The 22966-nt window shown below is 43.6% G+C and carries 20 protein-coding genes, 1 tRNA gene and 2 pseudogenes; 5 read left to right on the forward strand and 18 right to left on the reverse strand.

Going from position 1 to position 22966, the window contains the following annotated elements; all coding sequences use genetic code 11:
- Positions 1–48 precede the first annotated feature (48 nt).
- Together queG and F6K51_RS04455 are read left to right on the forward strand one after the other, a co-directional pair.
- Positions 49–1002, forward strand: a complete 954-nt coding sequence (queG, locus tag F6K51_RS04450; RefSeq protein WP_293018358.1) for a tRNA epoxyqueuosine(34) reductase QueG — start codon at positions 49–51, stop codon at positions 1000–1002.
- Between the two features lie 65 nt (positions 1003–1067).
- Positions 1068–1739, forward strand: a complete 672-nt coding sequence (locus F6K51_RS04455) for an HAD-IA family hydrolase (RefSeq protein ID WP_293018359.1) — start codon at positions 1068–1070, stop codon at positions 1737–1739.
- Positions 1740–1950: 211 nt separating this feature from the next.
- Here the strand turns inward: F6K51_RS04455 and F6K51_RS04460 are convergent, their stop codons facing one another.
- Positions 1951–2919 (reverse strand): arginase, encoded by a 969-nt coding sequence (locus tag F6K51_RS04460; protein ID WP_293018360.1) that lies wholly within the window; start codon positions 2917–2919, stop codon positions 1951–1953.
- Entirely contained in the window at positions 2897–3334 is a 438-nt protein-coding gene (locus F6K51_RS04465; RefSeq protein ID WP_365939909.1) for a type II 3-dehydroquinate dehydratase, read from the reverse strand. Before F6K51_RS04465 ends, F6K51_RS04460 begins: the two co-directional genes overlap by 23 nt.
- A gap of 139 nt (positions 3335–3473) precedes the next feature.
- Here F6K51_RS04465 and F6K51_RS04470 point away from each other — a divergent pair.
- Positions 3474–4148: pseudogene (locus F6K51_RS04470) on the forward strand (penicillin-binding transpeptidase domain-containing protein); the annotation flags it as partial.
- Between the two features lie 180 nt (positions 4149–4328).
- Positions 4329–5657, forward strand: coding sequence for a transposase (locus F6K51_RS04475; protein ID WP_293018361.1), 1329 nt, complete (start codon positions 4329–4331; stop codon positions 5655–5657).
- A gap of 12 nt (positions 5658–5669) precedes the next feature.
- Here F6K51_RS04475 and ispE read toward each other — a convergent pair whose 3' ends face one another.
- The 14 genes and pseudogenes from ispE to F6K51_RS04545 form a co-directional block, all read right to left on the reverse strand.
- Positions 5670–6611 carry a 4-(cytidine 5'-diphospho)-2-C-methyl-D-erythritol kinase gene (ispE, locus tag F6K51_RS04480; protein WP_293018362.1) on the reverse strand — a complete coding sequence of 314 codons (942 nt, stop codon included), beginning with the start codon at positions 6609–6611 and terminating at the stop codon, positions 5670–5672.
- Positions 6580–7428: a 16S rRNA (adenine(1518)-N(6)/adenine(1519)-N(6))-dimethyltransferase RsmA gene (gene rsmA, locus F6K51_RS04485; RefSeq protein ID WP_293018363.1), complete on the reverse strand. Its 849-nt coding sequence runs from the start codon at positions 7426–7428 to the stop codon at positions 6580–6582. The genes ispE and rsmA overlap by 32 nt, the downstream gene beginning before the upstream one ends.
- 212 nt (positions 7429–7640) lie before the next feature.
- Positions 7641–8606 (reverse strand): CBASS cGAMP-activated phospholipase, encoded by a 966-nt coding sequence (locus F6K51_RS04490; RefSeq protein WP_293018364.1) that lies wholly within the window; start codon positions 8604–8606, stop codon positions 7641–7643.
- Positions 8607–8643: 37 nt separating this feature from the next.
- Positions 8644–9009, reverse strand: a complete 366-nt coding sequence (gene folB, locus F6K51_RS04495; protein WP_293018504.1) for a dihydroneopterin aldolase — start codon at positions 9007–9009, stop codon at positions 8644–8646.
- Positions 9010–9246: 237 nt separating this feature from the next.
- Positions 9247–9918 carry a glycerol-3-phosphate 1-O-acyltransferase PlsY gene (plsY, locus tag F6K51_RS04500; protein WP_293018505.1) on the reverse strand — a complete coding sequence of 224 codons (672 nt, stop codon included), beginning with the start codon at positions 9916–9918 and terminating at the stop codon, positions 9247–9249.
- Between the two features lie 95 nt (positions 9919–10013).
- On the reverse strand, positions 10014–11204 hold the full coding sequence (locus F6K51_RS04505) for an RNA-guided endonuclease TnpB family protein (protein WP_293018365.1): 1191 nt from the start codon (positions 11202–11204) through the stop codon (positions 10014–10016).
- Between the two features lie 178 nt (positions 11205–11382).
- The gene (locus F6K51_RS04510; protein WP_293018366.1) at positions 11383–12627 is read right to left on the reverse strand and encodes a DUF3086 domain-containing protein; all 1245 of its coding nucleotides are present in this window, start codon (positions 12625–12627) and stop codon (positions 11383–11385) included.
- Positions 12628–12725: 98 nt separating this feature from the next.
- Positions 12726–13910: a transposase gene (locus tag F6K51_RS04515; protein WP_293018367.1), complete on the reverse strand. Its 1185-nt coding sequence runs from the start codon at positions 13908–13910 to the stop codon at positions 12726–12728.
- 156 nt (positions 13911–14066) lie between these two features.
- Positions 14067–14456: a DUF3119 family protein gene (locus F6K51_RS04520; protein WP_293018368.1), complete on the reverse strand. Its 390-nt coding sequence runs from the start codon at positions 14454–14456 to the stop codon at positions 14067–14069.
- Positions 14457–14654: 198 nt separating this feature from the next.
- Positions 14655–14741: transfer RNA gene (locus tag F6K51_RS04525), tRNA-Ser, on the reverse strand.
- 119 nt (positions 14742–14860) lie between these two features.
- Positions 14861–17221: a ComEC/Rec2 family competence protein gene (locus tag F6K51_RS04530; RefSeq protein WP_293018369.1), complete on the reverse strand. Its 2361-nt coding sequence runs from the start codon at positions 17219–17221 to the stop codon at positions 14861–14863.
- Entirely contained in the window at positions 17221–17700 is a 480-nt protein-coding gene (locus tag F6K51_RS04535) for a DUF4079 domain-containing protein (RefSeq protein ID WP_293018370.1), read from the reverse strand. The genes F6K51_RS04530 and F6K51_RS04535 overlap by 1 nt, the downstream gene beginning before the upstream one ends.
- Positions 17701–18151: 451 nt before the next feature.
- Complete coding sequence (locus F6K51_RS04540; RefSeq protein ID WP_293018371.1) at positions 18152–19057, reverse strand: hypothetical protein; 906 nt, start codon at positions 19055–19057, stop codon at positions 18152–18154.
- Positions 19058–19384: 327 nt separating this feature from the next.
- Positions 19385–19462 (reverse strand): annotated as a pseudogene (locus tag F6K51_RS04545) (IS200/IS605 family transposase); the annotation flags it as partial.
- Positions 19463–19534: 72 nt separating this feature from the next.
- Here F6K51_RS04545 and F6K51_RS04550 point away from each other — a divergent pair.
- On the forward strand, positions 19535–20374 hold the full coding sequence (locus F6K51_RS04550; protein ID WP_293018372.1) for an SGNH/GDSL hydrolase family protein: 840 nt from the start codon (positions 19535–19537) through the stop codon (positions 20372–20374).
- A 129-nt stretch (positions 20375–20503) separates the two neighbouring features.
- Here F6K51_RS04550 and F6K51_RS04555 read toward each other — a convergent pair whose 3' ends face one another.
- Both F6K51_RS04555 and F6K51_RS38305 read right to left on the reverse strand, forming a co-directional pair.
- Positions 20504–21832, reverse strand: a complete 1329-nt coding sequence (locus F6K51_RS04555; protein WP_293018373.1) for a DUF2330 domain-containing protein — start codon at positions 21830–21832, stop codon at positions 20504–20506.
- A 40-nt stretch (positions 21833–21872) separates the two neighbouring features.
- Positions 21873–22484, reverse strand: a complete 612-nt coding sequence (locus tag F6K51_RS38305) for an RnfABCDGE type electron transport complex subunit D (RefSeq protein ID WP_365939907.1) — start codon at positions 22482–22484, stop codon at positions 21873–21875.
- Positions 22485–22966: the final 482 nt, after the last annotated feature.

The raw sequence follows: 22966 nt of genomic DNA on the forward strand, positions 1-22966 counted from the left end.
GTGCGTTATTAACACACCCTACAGGTAGAGTTACTTCGTAAATACAGCTTGGATATACCAGTTACTAGCACTGAGGTAAAACAGAAAGCTCGCTCGCTGGGCTTTCATAAGGTCGGAATTGCAGCTGTGGATGTTGATCATCATGACTCAGCAGAGCAAAACTTGAAGGCTTGGCTAGCGTTAGGGTATCAAGCAGACATGGCTTGGATGGCAAATCCTCGACGCTTGGATATTCGTGGATGTATGCCAGAGGTGAAGTCGGTAATTTGTCTTGCTCTCAACTACTACACCCCTCACCAGCGTCCCGAAAACCCTGAGTATGGCAAAATCTCCCGTTACGGTTGGGGGAGAGATTACCACAAGGTCATGCATAAAAAATTGAAGGAATTGACCTTTTGGTTACAAGCACAAGCAGAAGAAATCCAGGTGCGTTACTATGCTGATACAGGGCCAGTACAAGATAAAGTCTGGGCGCAGCGCTCAGGTATTGGTTGGATTGCTAAAAATGGTAATGTAATTACGCGGGAGTATGGCAGTTGGGTATTTTTAGGGGAAGTGTTGACTAACCTAGCCTTGACCCCAGATACCCCTCACACTTCACACTGTGGTAGCTGTACCCGCTGTATTCAAGCCTGCCCAACGGGTGCTATTACCAAACCGTTTGTCGTTGATGCCAACCGCTGCATCGCTTATCATACCATTGAGAATCGGGCTGAAAACTTGCCGGAATCGATTAAACCCCATTTAGAAGGCTGGGTTGCTGGTTGCGACATCTGTCAAGATGTTTGCCCCTGGAACCAACGTTTTGCTAAAGAAACTGATGTGCTAGAGTTTCAACCCTACCCTGAGAATGTGGCTCCTCGACTCACGGAATTAGCTACTATATCTGATCAGGAGTGGAATCGACGGTTTCCAGCTTCTGCGCTGCGGCGTATAAAGCCAAATATGCTACGGCGCAATGCCCAAGCTAATATTGATGCATCTCAAAAATCCGTTGACTAGCCATTGATTACTTGGGTGGCGAATTGCGAATTGCGAATTGCGAATTGTTAATTGTTAATTGCTCAATGAGTGTAAAAGTAATTCTTTTTGATTTTGATGGGACTCTGGCTGATACCCTTACTGCCATTGTCAAGATTACCAATAGCTTAGCGGAAGAATTTGGATATCAGCCCACATCAGCTGAAAAATTGGAGCAAGTTAGACATTTAAGCTCTAGGGAAATTATTAAGCAATCGGGTATTTCGAGGTTTATAATCCCGTTTTTGTTGAAAAAAGTCCAAAAACTATTACGCGAAGATATTCAAAGTTTAACTCCTATTCCTGGACTAATAGACGTTTTAAATGATTTTAAATCTGAAGGTTACCAATTAGGGATATTGACATCTAACTCAGCAGAGAACGTTAACCTTTTTCTGACCCATAATTCTTGGGTAAAGCTTTTTGATTTTGTTGACTCAGGGAGTCCTATCTTTGGAAAAGAAAAAGTTATTCGTAAATTCCTCAAAAAACATAATTTAAATCCTGCTGATGTGATCTATGTCGGAGATGAAACTAGGGATATTGAGGCAGCTAAAAAAAATACTATTAAAGTAGTTGCTGTTAGTTGGGGATTTTCTTATAAAGAAGTTCTAGCTCAATATCAACCCGATTTTTTGATCGACGAACCCCAGGAGTTATCTGAAGTAGTATCTAATTTAGATCAATCAAAAGTTAAATCAAAAGTAGTTTGTTATTAGGAATGAGTTACTTGTTACTTAGGGCTTGCTGATTAACTCTCAAAGCATTGACAGATAAAGGTTTTAGCCTTGTTGGGTCGAAAAAAGTGCCAGCTTTTCGGTCGAAAAAGCTCATTTAATTCACATTTTGGGCAGACAAGAGCCGAAAAATCAAGGGACAATTCTTCCGACTACCTCCTATATAATTCCCATTTCTCCTAACTCCTGACTCCTAACTCCTGACTAATGCAGCCTCCAAGACTTGCCATGCAGCCTCGCCCATAGCATTCCCCTTATCATCGAGAACTGGATTAACTTCAGAAATCTCTAGGCAACAGACCTTCGGATTTGCCATAATGGTCTGGATGAGGACGATCGCCTCATTCAGATATAGACCATTCGCTTCAGGGGTTCCTGTTCCTTGTGAAACCGTTTCGCAGTCTAGACTATCAACATCAAAGGACAGATAAATTTTGTCACACCATTGCAGATGTTGCTCAATCAAACTGGTGTAAAACTCTGTTCCTTTTTCTCGGATATCCTCAACGCTATAGAGTTTAATCCCCAACTTGTCAATTAAGATTGAATGCTCTGGCTTGAAAAAGCGAACACCAATAAGAATCAAATCTTCCGACAACACCTTGGGTACAATACCACCCAACTCCTTGAGGTGAGTCCACTGTTTTTGTGCAGCCAGTGGCAGTTCATTCGACGAAGCACCTAGTAAAGTTCTGGCTTCTTGATCCAATGCTAACACTGCACCCAAGGGCATCCCATGCATATTACCAGAGTGAGTTGTGTAGGGTGAGTGCATATCACTATGAGCATCTATCCAGATAATGCCTAGGCGTTCGTTGGGATAAGCTTGTTTAACACCAGCGATCACTCCTGCGGCTGATGAGTGGTCGGCAGACAACACCAGGGGAAACTCACCTCTTTCCAAAGTATCTGTAACTGTGTTACAAGCAATTTGGCAGGTTTCAAGAATGTAGCGGAGACGCTTAGCATAACGACAACCTGGATTGTGGTTTTTATCTGCCAACAGAGCGTTACGTTCAGGCAAGCGAATGATTGGGTGTTCGGAGAAAAAGTGACTGCCTGCTTTGTGAGCCGCCATCCGGATAGCATCTGGTCCCATGCTAGCACCCAACTGAGCTGCACCCAGTTCTGAGCAAATTTCAACGATTTTGATAGGGTTCATGTTTAAGAAGTCTCAACATTGCTTCGAGAGCAACAAAATAAGAATCGATCCCAAAACCTTGTACAACTCCAACTGCAGCGACTGACATCACTGATTTGATATTGCGCTTGTCGATGTTGGTAATATGAATTTCCACATAAGGTGGAGCGATGTAAGAGAGGCAATCCCTGAGAGAATAGGCGTTGTAGGTGAATCCTGCCGGATTAGCGAGAACCCCATCCACACCTGCTGCTACACTGGCATAAACCTTATTGATGGCTTCACCTTCGATATTTGTGTAGAAAATATCCAGTTCATAATCAAAGTCACTGGCGTGTTGCTTCAGCATCCGATCAAGCTGTTCAGCGGTGGTATCATCATAGGTGTTGCCCTGACGATAGCCCAGTGAGTTCAGGTTAGCTCCTNGCTTCTCCAGATTTACTGCCTCAAGCGATCATTCACAATCTCAAAATTGAAGTTCAAGAAGAGCTTCAAGAAGAAAAAGGAAATGAGCCACCTTACCAAAAGATACTCAGCCTTATTGCGCGCCAAACCGGTGTGATGCCTTTGGGGAGTGGAACCGAGCCGGATTTGGTCCAATGGGATTTGTGGGTGCTATGGCTTGGAGCAGTAACACCTTCTTTGGTCAAATCGGTCGAGGGGTTGGGGGGAAAACCCTGATTGAATGGGCTCGTAGATATGGCTTTGGTGAAAAAACTGGTATTGAGTTATCCGGCGAATCCAGTGGTTTGATAGTGGATGATGCCTGGAAGCGGAAAAACTACAATTGGGGATGGACCGTTGGGGATACCATAAATATGTCTATTGGTCAAGGGTTTACCCTAGGAACACCCTTACAATCCTCGGTGATGTTTTCTGCAGTTGCCAATGGTGGCTATCGGGTTAAACCCCACTTGCTCAAGAACAATCAGGATGCTATTAAAGGGCGAGTGTCCATCAATATGAAGCCATCAACGATTCAGACCCTGCGCCGAGGATTGCGAGCTGTGGTGACTGGGGGAACAGGAGCGGCATTGAGGGTGCCAGAGTTGCCTCCTGCCGCTGGTAAGAGTGGAACAGCAGAGGCTCCTCCTGGGAAACCTCATGCTTGGTTTGGTGGTTTTGCCCCCTATGATAAACCCGAGATTGCGGTTGTTGCTTTTGTGGAACATTCCGGCGGCGGTGGAGGTTCAGTGGCAGGACCAATTGTGCGCCAGGTGATGGAGGCTTATTTTAAACATAATAAATGATTCAAACTCTGGTTAGTCCTGAGTCGAAAGTGACCGAAAACCCTGAGAGCGCAAGCCCCTAAATTCTATTTATGGGGTTAGCTCGAACAGGAATTTATTCCCTAACTGCTCGGTAACTTTCGTCCTAGAAGATCGACTATAATAGCAAGTAATGCATTAATACCAAGGAGGTGATTTTAAGTGTTGGTTATGGAGTTCAAAGCTGTCCTCAAAGAGCCTCAAAAGTTGGCAATAAATGAAGCCATTAGAACTGCTCGCTTTGTCCGTAACAAGGTACTTCGGTACTGGATGGACAATTCTGGGACAGGAAAGAAAGAACTCTATCGCTATAACACTCAATTAAGAGATGAATTCAAGTTTGTTAAAGACCTCAATAGTCATGCTTGTCAAGCCTCTGTTGAGAACGTAGAACGCGCTATCAAACGTTTCTTTGATAACTGCAAGAAGAAAGTCCCTGGGAAGAAGGGTTATCCTCGCTTTAAGAAACATTCTAGGTCAGTGGAGTATAAGCAATCTGGATGGAAGTTATCCCCAGATAAGAAGTCCATAAGATTCACCGACAAGAAGGGTATCGGAAAAGTCAAGCTCAAGGGTAGCTGGGACTTATGGAGATTCGACCAGAAACTGATCAAGAGGGTTCGGATTGTCCAAAGAGCAGATGGGTATTATGTCCAGTTTTGCGTGAAAGTAGATAATTACGAACAGCTAGAGGCCACCGGTTTTACTGTTGGTTTAGACGTTGGGTTAAAGGAGTTTTATACCGACTCCAATGGACGCTCTGAACCTAATCCCAGATTCTACAGAAAAAGTGAAAAGCGTCTAAGGTTTTACCAACGTCGAGTTTCTCGAAAAAAGAAAGGCTCTGCTAACCGAAAGAAGGCAATTAATAGACTAGGTAAGGTACACCTTAGAATAAGTAGGCAACGCAATGAGCACGCTAAGAGACTGGTTAGAAGTTACCGTAAGATAGTGGAGCCTTATTACAAAAGATTTAACCCTTTTATGCAAAGCCGAACACCCATAAAGGCTCCACTATCTAAGGTTTCGTCTCCGGCGCGCTACGTAATCCGGTCTAACGACCTGGTCGCCTACGTTCGCGCAGCGTGCCGAAGGCAAGATCTAAGGGTTAGAAACTTAGTTAAAAACCACTGTCTAGCCAAGTCTATTAATGATGCAGGTTGGTATCAATTCCGGAGGTGGCTGGAATATTTTGGACAAAAGTTTGGCAGAATAACTGTTGCAGTCAATCCTGCTTATACAAGCCAAAATTGCTCTAATTGTGGCAAAGAAGTCAAGAAATCATTATCAACTAGAACTCACGTTTGTAAGTGTGGTTGTCGATTAGATAGAGACCACAATGCTGCCATAAACATCCTTCAAAGAGCCTTGAGTACGGTGGGGCACACCGGAACTATTTCAAACGCTTGGGGAGAATTGGCCTCTACTTTTTCTGGCTCCGGCTTGGAAAAGCAAGTCAGCTCGTTGAACCAAGAATCCCCTAGCTTCTAGCTATGGGGAGTGTCAAATGATCTGAATCCCCTGACTCCATAACTTGGTTACCCAAAACTCCAAATCTGGGTCAGTAATCTCAATGCTTACTTTTTGTTGAATTTCCTGGGCTTGCTCCTGGGACTTGCACAGGGCAAATACCGTCGGACCGGAACCAGACATCATGGTTCCTATCGCACCACTATTCTCAAAGGCTTTCCGTAGTTGCAAGACTTGGGGGTGATTGGGTAACACCACTTTTTCTAAATCATTGCGCAATAGTTTACCAATCTGTCCCCCATCCTTATTGAGGATTTCCTTAACTATTGGACCACTATGAAAACGATTAGCACGGGATTCTAAGTCCTCAGGCTCCCGGATATAGGTTTCCCCAAACTGATTTCGATAAGTCTGATAAGCCCAAGCAGTAGAAACCATGAGACTGCGGTATTTACCCAACACGACATATAGAGAATCTAGTCCCGGTAGGGCAGACAATCGCTCACCTCTGCCCAGAGCTAGAGCGGTTCCACCAGCAAGGCAAAACGGCACATCAGATCCAAGCTGTGCTGCCAATTGTTCTAATTCCGGGTGGGTTAATCCCAATTGCCACAACATATCGATTCCTACTAACACAGCCGCTGCATCCGTCGAGCCACCAGCTAGTCCAGCGGCTACAGGAATTCGCTTGTGGATAGTAATTTCTACACCGCCCAAGTTAGCAAAGTACTCAGGAAACTCCTCCCACATCAAGGCAGCTGCTTTATAAGCGAGGTTGCTTTCATCCGTTGGCACTTGGGGATGATGACAGTGGACTTTAATCTCCTGTGTACCAATGGCACGGATGTCGATTTGATCAGCTAATTCGATGCTTTGGAGAATCATTGCGAGTTCGTGATAACCATCACCCGCATCACCGATGATTTCCAAATACAGATTGATTTTAGCTGGGGCATTTAGGGAATAAGAATGCATTCTTTATGGTGATCTGATTCGCTAGGGCTATCCATTGAGCAACACTAAGGTCTTCGGCTCGGGCTTGAGGGCTTATTTCTAATTGTTCCAGCAATTGGGTGATGCGATCGCGTTCGATTACAGATTTTAAATTATTGCGCAACATTTTTCGTTTGCTGCCAAAGCCCAGTTTCAATAGTGTCTCCAAGCATCTGGGGTCAGAAGCTGGTGGTTCAGCTAGGCTCGGATGTAACCGTACGACAGCGGAATCGACCTTGGGGGGAGGAGAGAATGCCGAGGCAGGTACATCGCAAATCAATTCACATTTGGCGAGATACTGAACCCGCACTGATAATGCCCCGAATGCTCTAGAACTGGGTTTGGCATATAACCGCTGAGCTACTTCTTTTTGGACTAGCAGCACGATTAAATCAAACCCTGGCACAGCTGGCTGAGTGATGGTACCTAGCAACTTTTCCAGAATCGGACCGGTAATATTATAGGGGATATTGGCAACAACTTTATTGGGTTGTTGGAAATTGGAAAAGTTAGCTAACAAGGTATCTAAGTCTAGGGACAGAAAGTCCCCTTGGAGCAGTAAAAAATTATCTATCTTACCGAGTTTTTTAACTAATAATCGGCACAAGTCTCGATCAATTTCTACCGCCACTACAGACTGAACAAAAGGCAGTAACCGCTGGGTAAGAATGCCAGTACCCGGACCAATTTCTAGAATGCGATCGCTTTTTTGTAAATTAGCGGCTGTCACGATTTGGTTGAGTGCCTCCTCGCTACGCAGCCAATGTTGAGCAAATTTTTTACGAGCTTTTATGGTCATTGCCCAATTTTATAGCATTTCTGAATTCGGTACCCAATTGATAACTTAAGCGCGTAATTACCGATTAATGAAGTATAATAATGATGCTACTGTACAGGATATCAGAGCAAGTTGGGTTAATCACGTCTAATCATATTTAATTAACCAGTAACAAGTAACCAAGTTCCTTGAATTATCATTACTAAACCGACGAACAAGAGCTCAAAGGTTAATCAATTTATTTTCAGGAAGTTTTGGAACAAACCTTGGTTTTGCCAGGCGTAATTCTTGGCAACACGCTTTAACTTGGCAATATTGCTCCGAGTCGCATCATCCATTGCGTCACTAGTGATTTGCGGTTGTAGACGCAGGTAACGAGAAACTGTTGCATCCTCGGATTCTAAGCTACCCATCAACTCTTTGGTAATATACCGGTGAATGTCAGAAGGAGCATCAAATAGCACTTCAATCAATCGTCCTTGCCATCCCCATTGTCCCAATCCCCAGCCTCTAGCTTTTTCCCAAGGAATGGGGCGGTTGGATGCTCCTGTGCCAATGGAGATTATAGAAATTTCCTCAAGGGAATGATTTAAGCGGATCGCTTCAGCTAATGCACAGCTTGAGGGATTATTCGCCCCAACCCCACCATCAATTGCCGAGTAAGTCTTGCTTTGAGTCTTGAGCTGATGGGCTGGAAAATAGGTGGGGGCAGATGCGGAACAGACACAGGCTTCCCATAAGGGAACATCAAAATAATCTTTGTCTTCACGCCAGCTTTTAAAGACAATCGGCATGCGACTAATGGTGTCGTAGGCTGTGATCAACAGCCGAGGTGAATCGTAGATATCCGACAGTTTGGTCGTCCCAAACTGTTCTTTCATCACCTCAATTAACCCCTGATTGGAGTGTTTAGGAGCAGAAAGACCATACTGAAGGATCACCTTAAGCCGCTTTAGTGAAAAACGGCTGGTGTAGCGGAAAATCCTTTCCCCTTTCTGTTCATAAAGTCTAATCATCTCCCGACTGGGGATGCCAGTGGCAATCCCGGCAGCCAAGATTGAACCAGTGGAGGTACCTGCAATTAAATCAAAATACTTGTTGAGGGGCTGGTTAATCTCTTTCTCCAATTCTGCCAAGATTACTGCTGCGATAACGCCCCGAATACCACCGCCATCTAAGCTGAGTATGCGAAAAGTCATGATCCCCCTAAAAACCCACGATGTTGAATTATTCCTCCTACCTATTGTGACGGGTTCTAGTCACTTCCAGGGTGATATTACCTCCAAAATCTGGAATCGGGGCACCAGGTTTGCTTAACTGCACCTGGACTTGCTCCACCTTATCGAATTCTAGAATCGCATTAGCAATTTGAACTGCCAATTTTTCGATCAGGGCACATTTTGAGGTTTTAACCAAATGCTTGACAGTATCAATAGTTTGCCGATAATCCATGGTATCCCTAAGGTCATCACTTTCTCCCGCAGGGCTTAGATCTAGCCACATGGTCAGGTCTACTTCAAACCACTGTCCTAGGGTCTGTTCTTCCGGTAGGTAGCCAGTGTAGCCGTAGCAGCGAATATTGCTCAGTTTAATACAGTCCATCATTTGTCAAGTTTTCCCTCATCTATGCTTTATCACCAAAGTCAACGATTGCCATTAGCGCTACTACTTTGGGTTAATCGCTTTTAAAATCTAATGTTTAAAAATGAGAATTGCTGGAATCTATTACCAAAATTGTTGTCTCAATTAAACCCCTAGCATACAACCATTGCGTAAGTCCGCTCCTTTATTAGATTTGTACTCAAGCAATCCATAACCAGGGATTTGTGTTTTATAGTCTTAGTCTGTTCCAGTCTCTAAGGATACTGCTGGAGAAAGGGGTTTCCCGATTTGGGGTTCGGTACCTGTAAGTAGACGCTGGATGTTACTGCGGTGACGGATGATCACATATATGCCAGCAGCAATACCAAATAACTCATAGGCAAGAGGAGCTTTGGTAAGGTACATCAGTAGGGAAACAGCGATCGCACCAGCAATGGAACTGAGAGAGACGATACGAGAAATGGCCAAGACTACTGCAAATACACCTAGGGTTCCTAACCCTACAGGCCAAGACATGGTAAGGATAACACCTATACTGGTGGCAACGGATTTACCTCCGGTAAAGTTTAGCCAAATGGATTTACTATGACCAAAGATAGCAGCAAACGCAGCTAATGCAACTAACCAGGGTTGCCAGGTTTCAGGGAGTAGGGAAACTTGTGTCAGGGTATAAAAGCCATTGACTAGACTAATAGCAGCTGCTCCTTTCAAGGCATCAATCAGTAATACCACCACTGCTGGTCCTTTGCCCACAGTTCTCAATATATTGGTGGCACCGGTGGAGCCAGAGCCATGCTCGCGAATATCAATATCTTTAAGCCAGCGTCCTGCTAGGTAACCAGTAGGCAGGGAACCTAATAAATAGGCTGAGATGACTAGTAGCCCACTCCAAGTTAAGTTAAGTACCATTGGTGTCATGTTGAAAATTTTCACAAGATCCGGCATTGACATCCTCCCGCCGCTAAATCCGGCGATTATAGCGGGGGATTCCTAAGACTCACGACTTAGGTTTCTGCTTCCTTCTCCCTTTTTTTGGAGTTTTTCGCACCAGCCTTCCGAGACTTACTCTCCTCGGGTCTTACGGTCGCTCCACAGACTGACACGGCAAGCCCTGCCGCCAAAATATTAATTGATGCGTTGATATCGCGATCGTGGTGAGTATTGCAAGATGGACAATCCCACTCTCGAACATTTAACGGTAAAGATTCGACGCGATTCAAGCACACAGAACATAACTTGCTACTGGGAAACCATCTGTCAATTGATACAGCTTCACGGTTGTACCACTCTGACTTGTATTTGATTTGACGGATTATTTCTGCCCAGTTAGCATCACTAATCACCAGCGCTAATTTGTGGTTTTTGACCAGATTTTTCACAGCTAAGTCCTCAAACGCAATCAATTGGTTTTCTTTGACCAGTTTAGTAGTTAGCTTGTGGGTAAAATCCCTTCTAGCGTCCTTGATTTTTGCGTGTATCCTGGCTACCTTCAATCTGGCTTTGTAGCGATTGTTAGATCCTTTCTGTTTCCGCGACAAAGCTTTTTGGTATTTAGCCAGTTTTTTCTTGAGCTTTTTAAAATGCTTTGGGTTAGCAATCTTATCTCCGTCACTGGTTGTAATTAGGCTAGTAATTCCTAGATCAAAACCAACTCGTTTATCCGTGGTAGGTAAACTCAAGTCTCTAGGGTCATTGAACCTGATCGAGACATGCCAACGATTGGACGGATCTAAACTAACTGTAACGGTACTTGGATTGCAGTTTGCAGGTAGCTGACGACTCCAGCGAATAGGCAAAGGTTCTTGACATTTAGCTAGATATATCTGACCATTTTTCCATTTAAATGCGGATTTTGTGAATTCCGCACTACCACCATTCCGCTTTTTCTTGAAGTTTGGATATTTAATGCGACCTGCAAAGAAGTTCGTAAAAGCAGTTTGAAGATGTCTTAATCCCTGTTGAAGTGGAACAGAGCTAACTTCATTTAAAAAGAACAAATCATCCTCTTTCTTCCATCCTGTCAACATTGAGGAAGTTTCTTTATAGCTGACTCGTTTTTGGTGCTCGTACCATCCTTTTGTTCTAGCGTCCAAGGCTTTGTTGTATACAAGTCTTACGCAGCCTAGAGTTCTCCTTAACAGAGTCTCCTGTTCAGGGGTTGGGTAAAAACGGTAACGGTAAGCTTTTTCAGTCATGCTTACATTTTAAAGCGTTCCGTGTAAGATGTCAAGGGGAGGTGCGCTTTCCGTTCGCCTTTGGCGAACGGAAAGCGCACCTAGCAATTCATGAGGGGCTGTGTGCGGAACCTGCGTCCGCACTTTATACGCCCCGTCTCCCGCTAACCCTACCGGTATAACGGGAGTATTCTTGCTCTTAAGGATAATCGTCATAGGTATACATCTGCCGAGGATCAGGTGCAAAAGCCAACCATAGGGGAAATTGCAATAATGAGAGACTGATTTTATCTTCGGTTTCGTCAACAATGATTAAGGCTAACTGATCCCGCTTGATCAGTCGTTCCGCTTTTTGAACCAGGGCTATTGGATCTTCAAATAAAACAACTCCCCGTTCTGGACCAAAATCACTGCGGGAGATTCCTAGGCAGTCCTGTAATCCTCTGCGCCATTCTCCCAGTCGTTCTGGGGTGTTGGCAAGGACAAGAGTACGTAGGCGATTGTCATATAGTGTCCGCAACACGGATATAACCGCTGAGGCAATTAAAACATTTTGTAAGCGGCTCCCCATAGTTTGCAGCGCACCACGACCACCTTGGGAAAAAAACCACTGAGACACTTTTTCAGCGTGAATTGGCTCAAAGGTACGACGCAGTTGCCAGGGAGGACCATAATAATCTGGCATTTTGCGATATTGATCCAACAGCTGACGAATCTGTCGGACTTCGTCTTTAAAGGCTTGTTCGGCAAATTGTGGGTTGCCTCTGGTGGGGGGTGGTGGGGGTTCTTCTAATGCTGGCCGTGGTGTTTCGGTTGGCGGCTGGGAGAGTTCCAGTTGTTCAGCAGCAGCAGCTAGGTCTTGTAAGGAGCCAACCAAATAATCTTTAAAGCCTTGAACCCGAATGGCTAGCTCTTGAGATACACCCGCAAAACTGGTGCGCATTTCTTCACGAATGCGTTCCCGGCGGCGTTCTAATTGCTCAATAGAAATTTGCAACTTTTGCTTGCGTTGCTCCAGTTCGGTCAGACCTTCAAGTATCATCCGCTCCACAACTGCTTGGGTGGTTCCCAATTCCTTTGAAACCAGTGACTGTTCATGGTTTTGCAGATGGGCAATTCTCTGTCTCAACTCCTGTTCTTTTTGCTCAAGTTCAGCCACAGTTTGAGCTAAGCTAGCCATTTTTTTTGCTTGATCTGAAGACTGCCCTAGTTGAATTTGACTTACTTTCTCCTCCTGCAGCGGATCACTTGACTGTGTGGCTTTAGCTTTGTCATGGTCTGATAGGGTCAGAGAAATGGGAGGAAGGTCGGGAGCTTGAGAGTTATCCCTAGGAGTAGCCCTATCCTGATTTGGCAAATTTGACTCCTGTGAATTATATAATCCCTTAACTGCTTGGTTTTTATCTTGCTCTTGTTCTGGGTTTTGTGGGTCTTCGGAATTCATTTAAACTGATTTCTTAATAACTTATTCACTAACTACCTAACCTCTACTCTATACTTTGAGGTAATTGACACTCCCCACGGTTGTAAACCGGGGGATTCTTACTTCACAGATTCAACTTGCTCAACCAGGTCGGAACCAAGAAAAGTAGAGGCCAAATCTCCATAAGCGTTTAATAAGGTTTCGGTGTGCCCCACCGTACCCAAGGCTGTTTTGAGGATATTGATTGCAGCATTGTGGTCTCGATCCAACTGACAACCACACTTACAGACGTGAGTTCTAGTTGAGAGCGACTTTTGAACCACTTCGCCACAATCAGAACAGTTTTGGCTAGTATAGGCAGGATTTACTGCGACAGTTATCCTGCCAAATTTATTGCCAAAATACTCTAGCCATTTTCTGAATTGATACCAACCTGCATCATTAATAGACTTGGAAAGACAGTGGTTCTTTACTAAGTTTTTAACTTTTAGATCTTCATAGGCCACCAAGTCGTTAGACTGGACTACGCAACGTGCAAGTCTCTTTGCATGTTCCTCACGCTGCCTACTTATTCTAAGGTGTGTTCTACCTAGTTTATTAATGGCTTTTTTGCGGTTGGCAGAGCCTTTCTTTTTTCGGGATACTCGACGTTGATAGAACTTTAAGAGTTTTTCACCCGTTCTGTAAAATCTAGGATTGGGTTCAGCTAACCCTTCGGAATCAGTATAAAAGTCTTTTAGCCCGACATCTAAACCAATAGTATTTCCTGTTGCTTCTAGTTGATCGTGGTTGTCTACTTTAAGGCAAAACTGAACATAATACCCATCAGCCCTTTGGACGATCCGAACCCGCTTAATTTGCTTATTGTCGAATCGCCACAAGTCCCAGGTACCCTTGAGTCTAACCTTACCTATCCCTTTTTTATCCCTAAATACAATCGACTTCTGATCAGGGGATAATTTCCAACCGGATTGCTTATATTCAACGGAGCGACAATGCTTCTTGAATCTGGGATAACCTTTTTTGCCTGGCACCTTCTTCTTACAGTTGTCATAAAAGCGTTTAATTGCCCGTTCTACGTTTTCTACAGAAGCTTGACAGGCATGACTATTGAGTTCTTTTACAAAGTTAAATTCATCTCTTAACTGAGTGTTATAGCGATAGAGTTCTTTCTTGCCGATACCTCGATTGTCCATCCAGTATCGAAGCACTTTGTTTCGGACAAAACGAGCTGTCCTGATCGCTTCATTTATTGCTAATTTTTGAGGCTCTTTTAGGACAGCCTTGAACTCCATAACCAACAATTAAAATCACCTCCTTAGGTTATTTACATTACTTTACTTACTATCATAGTCGATATTATAACGCAACAGTTCCCAAACAGTTAGGGAATAAATTCCTGTTCGGGCTAACCCCATAAATGGAATTTAGGTGCTTGCGCCCTCATGGTTTTCGGTCAGTTAGATTTTAGGGAAGTGTTCTTCTAGGCAAGTTCGTAGCAGCTTTGGGTCAAAGAGAATTGGTATAAAGTGAATGCTTTTGACTTCTGAGAAATAAAACAAAATCGGTACTGATGTCCAGAAGATTTCCCAATTTTGCCATTCCTGATAAGGAAAACGCCGGATCAGGGTCTCGGAGCGATAAATATCCAAGGCGGTTTCAGTAAATTGCAGGCGTATGGTTACGGCCTGAAACAACAAGAACAACCCAAACAATGCGATCGCTAAACTTACCCAGGGTTGTATGAGCACTATTGTCACTGCAGCAACAATCAACACTATAGGCAGTGTATAACTTGGAGAGAGTTCAACGGTTGATGTTGATTTTGGAGAATAATCAGCAGAAGTCACTTCGCTTAAATCCCGAGCTGATAAAGATGAATCAATATATGAATATAATTTAATTCTAAGCCTATATTCCCAACTTCTTCGATCTTCCCAAGTTCTTCTATGGGATTTAACGGGATGACAGTTACCTGATCTTACCTACTACCAGTATCTAGCACATCCCTGAGTAAGATTGACCAAAAATTCAGTTAAATCCCTGTACGGAGAGGGGGGGATTCGAACCCCCGATGGCTTTGACACCATAACAGATTTCGAGTCTGCCACCTTAAACCACTCGGACACCCCTCCATGATCTAATCAAGCCGCACCCCAGACTTCATCTGAAATTTGAACACAAAACCCTGGAATTTGTCAAGCCTTCCTTTTAAAACTCGCCTGTTGCTGGGTGGTCAATGATGGAATCACCATCAAGGAACATCAATGTCTATCTCAATATCTTCAACAGTAGTCTTAAAACCACCATCCGGTGTCCACTGGATAGCACCATCACGGCCTGTCCAATAGAGGGTCATCTTAGCATTGCGCATTAGCTTCGCCGTGTAGGAATCCACTACATTCGATGATGCGATCGCAATTTTTGGCTGCAGGGCATCGAGGAATTCTGGCCTCAGACTTTTTCCCGACCACCAAAGTACTTGTAGGTCAGGGAAACTGATGGTTTTGGCTAACTGTTTTTGGACGCCTGGTTTGAGATCTCCTAGGAGTAACCAATTTTGGTCAATGATGCGCATCAGCAACACTGGTGGTTCAGTGTTGACTAATTCTATTGATGTAGAGCCAAAAGAGAGTATTTCACCCACTGGAATTGGTTGGTAGTTCGCCTCCCTAGAGGCTACTGCACTAGCGATAGAGTTACGGGTGACAATATCGTTCCAATTTTGAGCCTGAGACAATGGTCGTTGTAAATCAGTATTATCGTAGAAGGTCTCGATCGGTAAACTACCTAAAACCTGAACCCAACCACTTCTGAGTTGGGGCTGCTTGTCTAGAGCAACCGCCCAATTAATATGATTGATACCTTGCTTTTGCAGAAAAGGCAGCACTGTAAACCTTACTGTATCAGGGTTGCCACTATTGACCAACGTTACTTGTCCCTGGTCTTGAATCACTAAAATTTGGTCATTTCCTGTAGCTAGCACTGTAACTTGAAACAATTTTGACGCTTGTTGCCATTGGGGCAACACCACCACAGTGACAGCAACTAGACTAATCAGCCACCAACGAGGATGTAACCATTTAATCAAGCAAGCTAGAGCAATTAGCCCGTAGAGGAATAACAGTTGCCCTAGGGAAATTTTGCCCACCGCTACAGAACTTCCTGGCAACTGATTGAAAAATTGCACTAGTCCCATCAGTCCATGGCTTGGGTAATACAGTAACCAAGCCAGTCCACTTCCTGCTGTTGGCCAAATTAGTCCTGCCAAGGCGCTGACAATTCCACCCAAAGTGATTATAGAAATTAGGGGTGTAGCAATAACACTAACTGGTATAGAGTAGCTGGCAACAACTTGAAAAACATACAGTTGCAGGGGTAGAGTCCAAACTGCTGCTGCAATTGGCACAGCAACTAGGGATGCGATCGCAGGTGGCAACCAATCCAAACGTTGGATAATCTCTGGTGCAGTGATTAGTAATCCTAGGGTGGCCAGAAAGCTCAGCTGAAATCCCAAATCCCAGATCCACAAAGGATTAAATAGGAGTAACAGTGTTGCTGCTAACAAGAGTGACCCTAAAGGCTTCACTTTCCGTGCCGTCACTAAAGCAATTAGGGCACCTACCCCCATCAGAGCCGCCCGCATTACCGATGGCTGTAGTCCAGTTAATGCCACGTAAATTAACAGTACACTCAAGCTAATACTGAACTGCTTTCCTTTGCTTAAACCCCTGGTAACGGCTAAGACAAAACCCAACAGCAAAGATACATGGAATCCAGATGCTGCTAAGGTATAGGCTAACCCAGCCTGAATAAATTGATCGCGGATATCGTAGGGCAAATCAACAGCACGACGTCCTAAAACCATTGAACTGACTAAGGGACCTGTGGGAGAGCCTAAAAAGCGAACTTGGGAACGGATAATACGTTGTCGCAGTCTCCACCATCCCCAGGGTTTGCCAATAGTTTCCTCATCAAAGTTTATTTGACGCCCACTCAAACCAGCAAAAGCCCCTTGACGAGCAAGATAGGCTCCAAAATCAAAGGCTCCGGGATTAGTCACTGGCTTGGGTTTATATAAAACCCCAGTTACGCTAATTATCTGACCTGGGTATAAACCAGTTCCTTGAAGTAATGGCACAGTTACATACAACTTGCCTGTCACTCCTTGACTTATCGCTCCCCCATCTTCGCGACTTTCAATTTCAGTTAACTGAGTAGCTTGTAACCAAAATTGTGTACGCTGATTTCGGGTCAGGCGAGGCATACTCTCCACTTTGCCTTCAACCTTAAACAGTTGCTCTGGAGCAATGCTATTGGTTGAGGGGACATATTCGCTAATGTCATTCAGTTCTGGTTGTGGTACCCGCAATTGAAAATAGACCACCGCCAAGGCCGAGATTAGTCCTGCTGCTACCCATAATCTTGGTTTTGGTCCTGTGCGCCAGAACCTGGGGAATGCGATCGCAGCCACTATCCCTGTGACAACCAATCCTGTTACCAAAGCTCTGTACTCTTGCCAGGGAATCTCACCAGTCGGTAAGTTGAGAATCCCTGTAGAAAGTAAGCCGAGAATATAAGCAAGACTTATTACTGTACCACTGGCAGGCTTCATCAGATCGATAAACCTAGCTTTAAGCCCAAAACGACATGAAGCAAGAGCAGGCAAAGTGCCGTACTTCCTAAGTAGGCATGAACGCTACGCACCAATGGTTTGTTACCGCCAAAGCCAGTCAAGGCAATCACCCCATTAGCAGCCAGCAAAATCAGTACGATAGATCCTGTCCAAAAGTGTGGGCTTTCTAGAATTGGCTGATACTGCATTACTAGAGACAACACCCCACCCGTGTAGCCACCTGCGATAAAAATGAACATCCAGGGTGCTATTTTTCGATGATCACTGCGACTCTGTAGTGCTATTTCAGGATCAGATACTACTCGGCCACGCCATCCTGCTATTCCCACAAAGCTACCCATAATCAATACCACAATTCCCATCATCAATGGGTGTCCCCAATGCACCACTGGCTCAGGAATACCTAAAATCCTAAATTGGTTAGCAATTGGTTCTAACAGCTGACTCAAATTTCCCACCGGTGTAAAACTATCCTCTCGATTAAGGTTGACCTAGCTTAAGTAACCATCTTTTTAGCATATTCAGAATTTGATTGGGCAAGAAACTCTCAACATGCCCAGATAGTGATGTTTAGATTCCTTGACATTTGTCCCTGGTTCAAAGGAGACGCAGGGCTTTAGCCCCCAGGGCAAACCCATCTAAATTTTTTTTGACAAATGACTTTGAGTATGCATCGAAGACTTGAAAGCACAACGCTAAGGGGATCGCTTCGAGATCCCCATTTGTTAGAGGGCGTCGCCTACGGCGAAAGCGTGGCCTACGGCCTCCGCGAAGCGAACACTTACTAGCTTATTAGTGACAATAATTTAATAACCCACATTGCTCACTCCTCACTTCTTTTATGATAATTCTTTTAAAGAAAACTAGTAATACTAAATAGGTGCGATTACCCTGGCAAATTGAGAACTATTATATATCCAAATTAGTATTTACTAATTTTTTTTCTGTCGCTAACGTAGCTTTGGAGTTTTTTTTAGCAATGCCTTTACTATAGACAAGCCAGGTAAAGATTACTAATCCAGCTTCGGTTCCTACTAAATCGTGAAGGATATGAAATAAAGCATTGAAAGTCACTTGTGGTTCAGTATAGGGATTCCCTCCAAACTTATCTAGAATAAACACAAACGTTAAATTGACTCCAACTGAAAAAATTGGGAAAAGAATAATTTTACAATCTTGGAGTATCTTATAGCCTCGATAGGTCAACACACCCAAAACTAGAGTAAGTGCAATATAGATAGGAATCTTAAAATTATCGTTACCGGCTTGATAACCTAAAGGGTACAAAATTGAAACAACTAACAGACTAATCGCAAACACAATATTAATTAAATTGGTGATTATAGTAGTCTTCTCCACTAAACCATCGGCCCACAGCGCAAATGCTGAAATCAATAAAAAGTAAAACATGAAATTCAGCATCGTAAAATCGTTTTGATAATACCAGCATTGGGTGACGTGCCAACCAATTTCTGAAGCGATCGCCACCATCACAAAAGCTAGCCCCAGTTGGGAAGCAAAAATACTTCTCGATGGCAGTCCTAAATTTTTTAAACTGTTGTAAAAAATTCTCATCGCCAGAGGGATGAGGGCAAAAACCAGAACGTGGGTGATAATTAATCCCAGTTTCCAATCATCGACTATACAGGTTCTAGAGGGGTCTGTCGGGGATTCTGCGATTCCGGGCAATGTGGCGAGAATATAGCCAAATCCAGCTAAACCAATTAAGAAGCAGAGTGCAGTAAACCCTAAGTTAGTAGTAAAAATCTTGCCATCGTTATTTTCGTGGGATTTAGTAAATTGCTTTGAAGACATTCATACAGCTCCTGCTCATAGACAACTAAAACAAATCGCCGAAATCCCTGGAGGAGTATCCCCACAGCCTAATATCAACTACTAATTCTCTCACAAGAACTATCCCTGGAATCTAATAGTTAAGATAAATTTTAGGTTATCATTGATAAATGTTAAGTAACCATCAAATTTATAATGATTGCGTTACATATCTTTGTTAAGATATAGATTGCGTTACAAGTGTGATGGCTAAAGCCCCTGTACTTTAGTCGGGGGATATAGGCGAACGGATTTGATTCATCCGTGATGTGGGTCGTTAATGTACGCTAAAACCTTCTGAGTGCTAATCTAGCCAGTGGTGTCAAACATATACAAATGTGTCCACAAACATCGCAATCTCAACATCTCTGGAAATTATTGTCTAAGCAATAATGATCTTCGTACTTGGTTTGTTCATTGCTGTTACTGTACCTCACGCTTACTAGGAAACACTATAGTATGAAGCAAAAATTATCCGCAAAATTGACCTTAATCGCCGCTTATTGCATCAGCCTATTTGAGTTTTATCCCACCGCAGAGGCGTTCACCATTGATCAATGGTCTCTCAAGATTATGCCTTTGGGAGACTCAAACACTCGTGGGAAAGCATTGGATCGAGCCGGATATCGAGATGACCTGTGGGCATTGTTTAAAGATAATGGCTATAGAGTAAATTTTGTGGGTAGCGCTACCTCAGAAAATCCCGAAATAGTTTTAGGGAAAAACAACACATATGTGTTTGACAAAGACCATCAAGGGCATGGGGGATTTGCCATAGCTGGTGTTGGAGCATCCAATGCGTGGTCGGATTTAAACTCCGAAATAGAAGATTGGCTTAACCAAGCAAGACCGGAGATTGTCTTATTAATGGCTGGAACAAACGACATCCTTTTTCAGAATGAAAGTCCTGAAGATACGGTCAATGAAATGATTTTACTCATTGATAAAATTCTCGCCTGGTCAGATCAGGTATATTTGTTTGTCTCTTCAATTCCCCCCATTAATCCCTTTGCACTTAAGGATGGTACTCTCAAGAGTCAGAAAGCTGATAAATACAATAACCTATTGGCAAATTTGCTGAGGGGAGAAAGTTATAAAAACAAGAACATTCGATTTGTTGATAACCGCAATTTATTCAACCCTGATAACATGCTTGAGGATGGTATTCACCTAACCCCAGAGGGTTACAAAAAGTTGGCTCACGCTTGGTTCAAAATCATGATCGACATTGGTACGAGGGAAGAGCAAGATGATATTCCTATAGATGTTCCCGTTGAGATCGAGATCTATAGTAATTGAGAAAAAAATCTGTAGCTGTTGAGACTACAAAATCCCTCGCTATGATCACTTCCGGTAGGGTTTGCTCATTGCTGTTACTGTACCTCACGCTTACTAGGAAAGGCTATAACAAGTAACGATTTCTATAGTTTACCAAAGATGTCTCCACCAAGGAATAGGCTTAACATCAGGAAAATCGATTTTATTGCGGATTTCATCAATATCCCATCCAGTCAACTTAGCTAAGGTTTGAGCTTCCTGTTGCAATCGTCGATTTAAGGATTGTTGATAGTCAACTCCTGCCTTACAGCTCATCTCCCCAGTAAACGGATGACGAAGGATATATCGTCCCTGAAACAATTCACGATTGGACGTTTCCTGGAATATCAAATCTTCTGGGAAGGTATCACGGGTATAGCGAACATGGAGGCGAGTGATATAAACATTATTATTGGGTCTTCTATTGGCTCTTCCCGAGTTTAGCCAAAAGACACCTGATTTCCGGAGTTCTTCCGGATTGAGAGGGTTAGCTGAACATGGGTCACAACTAGCCATATTCCAAGCATATTCAACAAAAGCTACTTTTTTCCCTTCACTCTCGTAAGCAGTTTGGAACATAGCAGTGTAAAAATCACCAAACTCTGTTTTGACAAATACCGGAATTTCAGTATTAGAAGGAATCTTCACCGTGCGGTAGTTTGTAATTTCAGTCTGACCTCGGGGTGATAAGACATAGACAATCAGGTCTTGCTCACCGGTAGCATTCATCATCCCTAAGCGAATGGGCAGCATAAATCGGGGAGACTCGTAAGCCATCTGGAGGGGTCGCAACCGTTGGTAGGCAGTTTTGTCAAATTCCTCCAGATTGACTTTGGCAACGAAAAATTTCATATTCTGGCGGATGTAGGGTCGCAATAGCCGATTTGCTCCCCGTGGAATTTTGTAACCGTTGCGTCTAAGCCAGGTTTCTAAACCTCTAGAGTCCTTAGCACTGAGGATAAGAATGTTATATTCTCCAACTGAGAAGCGCTCTTCTACCGTGACACCTAAAGCACGATCATCAGTATTCCTTGCCCTTGTGCCACTTCTTGGACCACCTAGCCGTGGTGCTGCAGTTTCGGGATACTTTCGGTTATCGGCACAGGGGTCTGGGTCAAAATATTCCACTAGTCGAGGTGCACTAAACTGATCGAGGCGTTCAATAATCTTAGGGTCACCTACATTCACCTGTTCTCGCTGAAGCACCACAGGAACTGGGACAACCATAGCAAAGTCTTTAACATCTCCTTGATAGTCATTTGCCATGGTTAAAACAGTGCGATCGCCATCCCGAGCAATTACCACTTGAGAGGACTGGTTATATAGTTGAGTATCAGCTTTGGCGACATAAAACCCACAAAAACCCCAGGCTTTTTGTGCCAAGCACAAACTCACGAAAACCGTTATAAAAATAGTACTTATAACCCGAATAATTTTCATTTTTATTAATTTTTTTGTCTTTAACTAAAGTTACTTAATGTCATTCAACAAAGTCACTATCATCCCAGGAAAATCTCGTAGATGACCAGATAAAATCCAAAAGTACGCTCAAAGGGGATAGGGCAAACAACGCCCAGAAAATAGCAGTAGGCATGAAGAATTGATTGCGCAATATAAAAGTGAGTAAGGCAATACACACTGCCCAGAGCAATCGACTAATCGGTGCATTAGGGATTGAGCGAGGGTCGGTTAGCATAAATAGGGCAAACAGTAAGAAAGACCCACTCATCAACCGATGGCAAAATACATCCCAACTCCAGCCAAGCCAGAGATTTCTAATCCCTTCTAAAACGGCATAAGCACCCAAAAACGCTGCCGTTGTATCCCATCGTCCTACCCGTTTTAACACCATACTCCCAGTGCCCGCAAATAATAGACCATACCAACCATCATCCCCCCACTGTCCGGGAGAAACCCAAGCATCATTGGTTAGGATAAGAACAGCAATAATTCCAAAATTGGCTGGATTAAAAAAATGCTTGCCCTCAACTCGGAAAATAAATTTACTCAAAATTCCTAGGGAGCCAGCTAAAACCATAGTGCTATAGTTATCAGCTCGCAGCAGAAGACTCAAGCTTAAAGCTGTAATCATAGCACTTTTTAGGGAAGGGGATTTGGGAGAACTGGCGATAGTAGCATCATTATCCTGGGGGCAATTTGGTTGTTTTCTCAGCAGATTAAGAATTGTTTCTAAGGTTTGAATTTTGCACCATTCAAGGGTAGTTTGGAAAAAGGGTTTCGGATTAAAACCCAAAGGGAGGCAAAGGAAAGGGAGGCCAAGGAAAGAGAGGCTGAGGTCCCCAGAGTTTTTGATTGCGGATCTGTGTTTGGGGTTTGACCAAAGAAATGCTGCTAACCACTGAGTTAGTAGGCAGCTTACGATTACAACTAGAATCAAGTCTGGTCTTAGTGTCCAGTCCCGAGTGCTGATGCCCAAGACTAGGAAAATGGAGAGAAACAGAATTTGATTGTTTCGGGGGTCTTGTTGCCACATTATCTACGGATTCTGATCCGACTTTTAAAGTAATCAGGGCGCTCTGTATGGATCAGGTTTAACACAAAAAAAGACGCTAA

This window comes from Moorena sp. SIO3I8, assembly GCF_010692325.1.
GTDB lineage: Bacteria > Cyanobacteriota > Cyanobacteriia > Cyanobacteriales > Coleofasciculaceae > Moorena.

Bases quoted from the DNA above. Each gene is read 5' to 3' on its own strand.
- F6K51_RS04505 (WP_293018365.1), bottom strand. From the start codon at position 11,204: ATGACTGAAAAAGCTTACCGTTACCGTTTTTACCCAACCCCTGAACAG.
- F6K51_RS04510 (WP_293018366.1), bottom strand. From the start codon at position 12,627: ATGAATTCCGAAGACCCACAAAACCCAGAACAAGAGCAAGATAAAAAC.
- F6K51_RS04490 (WP_293018364.1), bottom strand. From the start codon at position 8,606: ATGACTTTTCGCATACTCAGCTTAGATGGCGGTGGTATTCGGGGCGTT.
- F6K51_RS04555 (WP_293018373.1), bottom strand. From the start codon at position 21,832: ATGAAAATTATTCGGGTTATAAGTACTATTTTTATAACGGTTTTCGTG.
- folB (WP_293018504.1), bottom strand. From the start codon at position 9,009: ATGGACTGTATTAAACTGAGCAATATTCGCTGCTACGGCTACACTGGC.
- plsY (WP_293018505.1), bottom strand. From the start codon at position 9,918: ATGGTACTTAACTTAACTTGGAGTGGGCTACTAGTCATCTCAGCCTAT.
- F6K51_RS04460 (WP_293018360.1), bottom strand. From the start codon at position 2,919: ATGAACCCTATCAAAATCGTTGAAATTTGCTCAGAACTGGGTGCAGCT.
- F6K51_RS38305 (WP_365939907.1), bottom strand. From the start codon at position 22,484: ATGATTACAGCTTTAAGCTTGAGTCTTCTGCTGCGAGCTGATAACTAT.
- ispE (WP_293018362.1), bottom strand. From the start codon at position 6,611: ATGCATTCTTATTCCCTAAATGCCCCAGCTAAAATCAATCTGTATTTG.
- F6K51_RS04455 (WP_293018359.1), top strand. From the start codon at position 1,068: ATGAGTGTAAAAGTAATTCTTTTTGATTTTGATGGGACTCTGGCTGAT.
- F6K51_RS04530 (WP_293018369.1), bottom strand. From the start codon at position 17,221: ATGAAGCCTGCCAGTGGTACAGTAATAAGTCTTGCTTATATTCTCGGC.
- rsmA (WP_293018363.1), bottom strand. From the start codon at position 7,428: ATGACCATAAAAGCTCGTAAAAAATTTGCTCAACATTGGCTGCGTAGC.
- F6K51_RS04540 (WP_293018371.1), bottom strand. From the start codon at position 19,057: ATGTCTTCAAAGCAATTTACTAAATCCCACGAAAATAACGATGGCAAG.
- F6K51_RS04550 (WP_293018372.1), top strand. From the start codon at position 19,535: ATGAAGCAAAAATTATCCGCAAAATTGACCTTAATCGCCGCTTATTGC.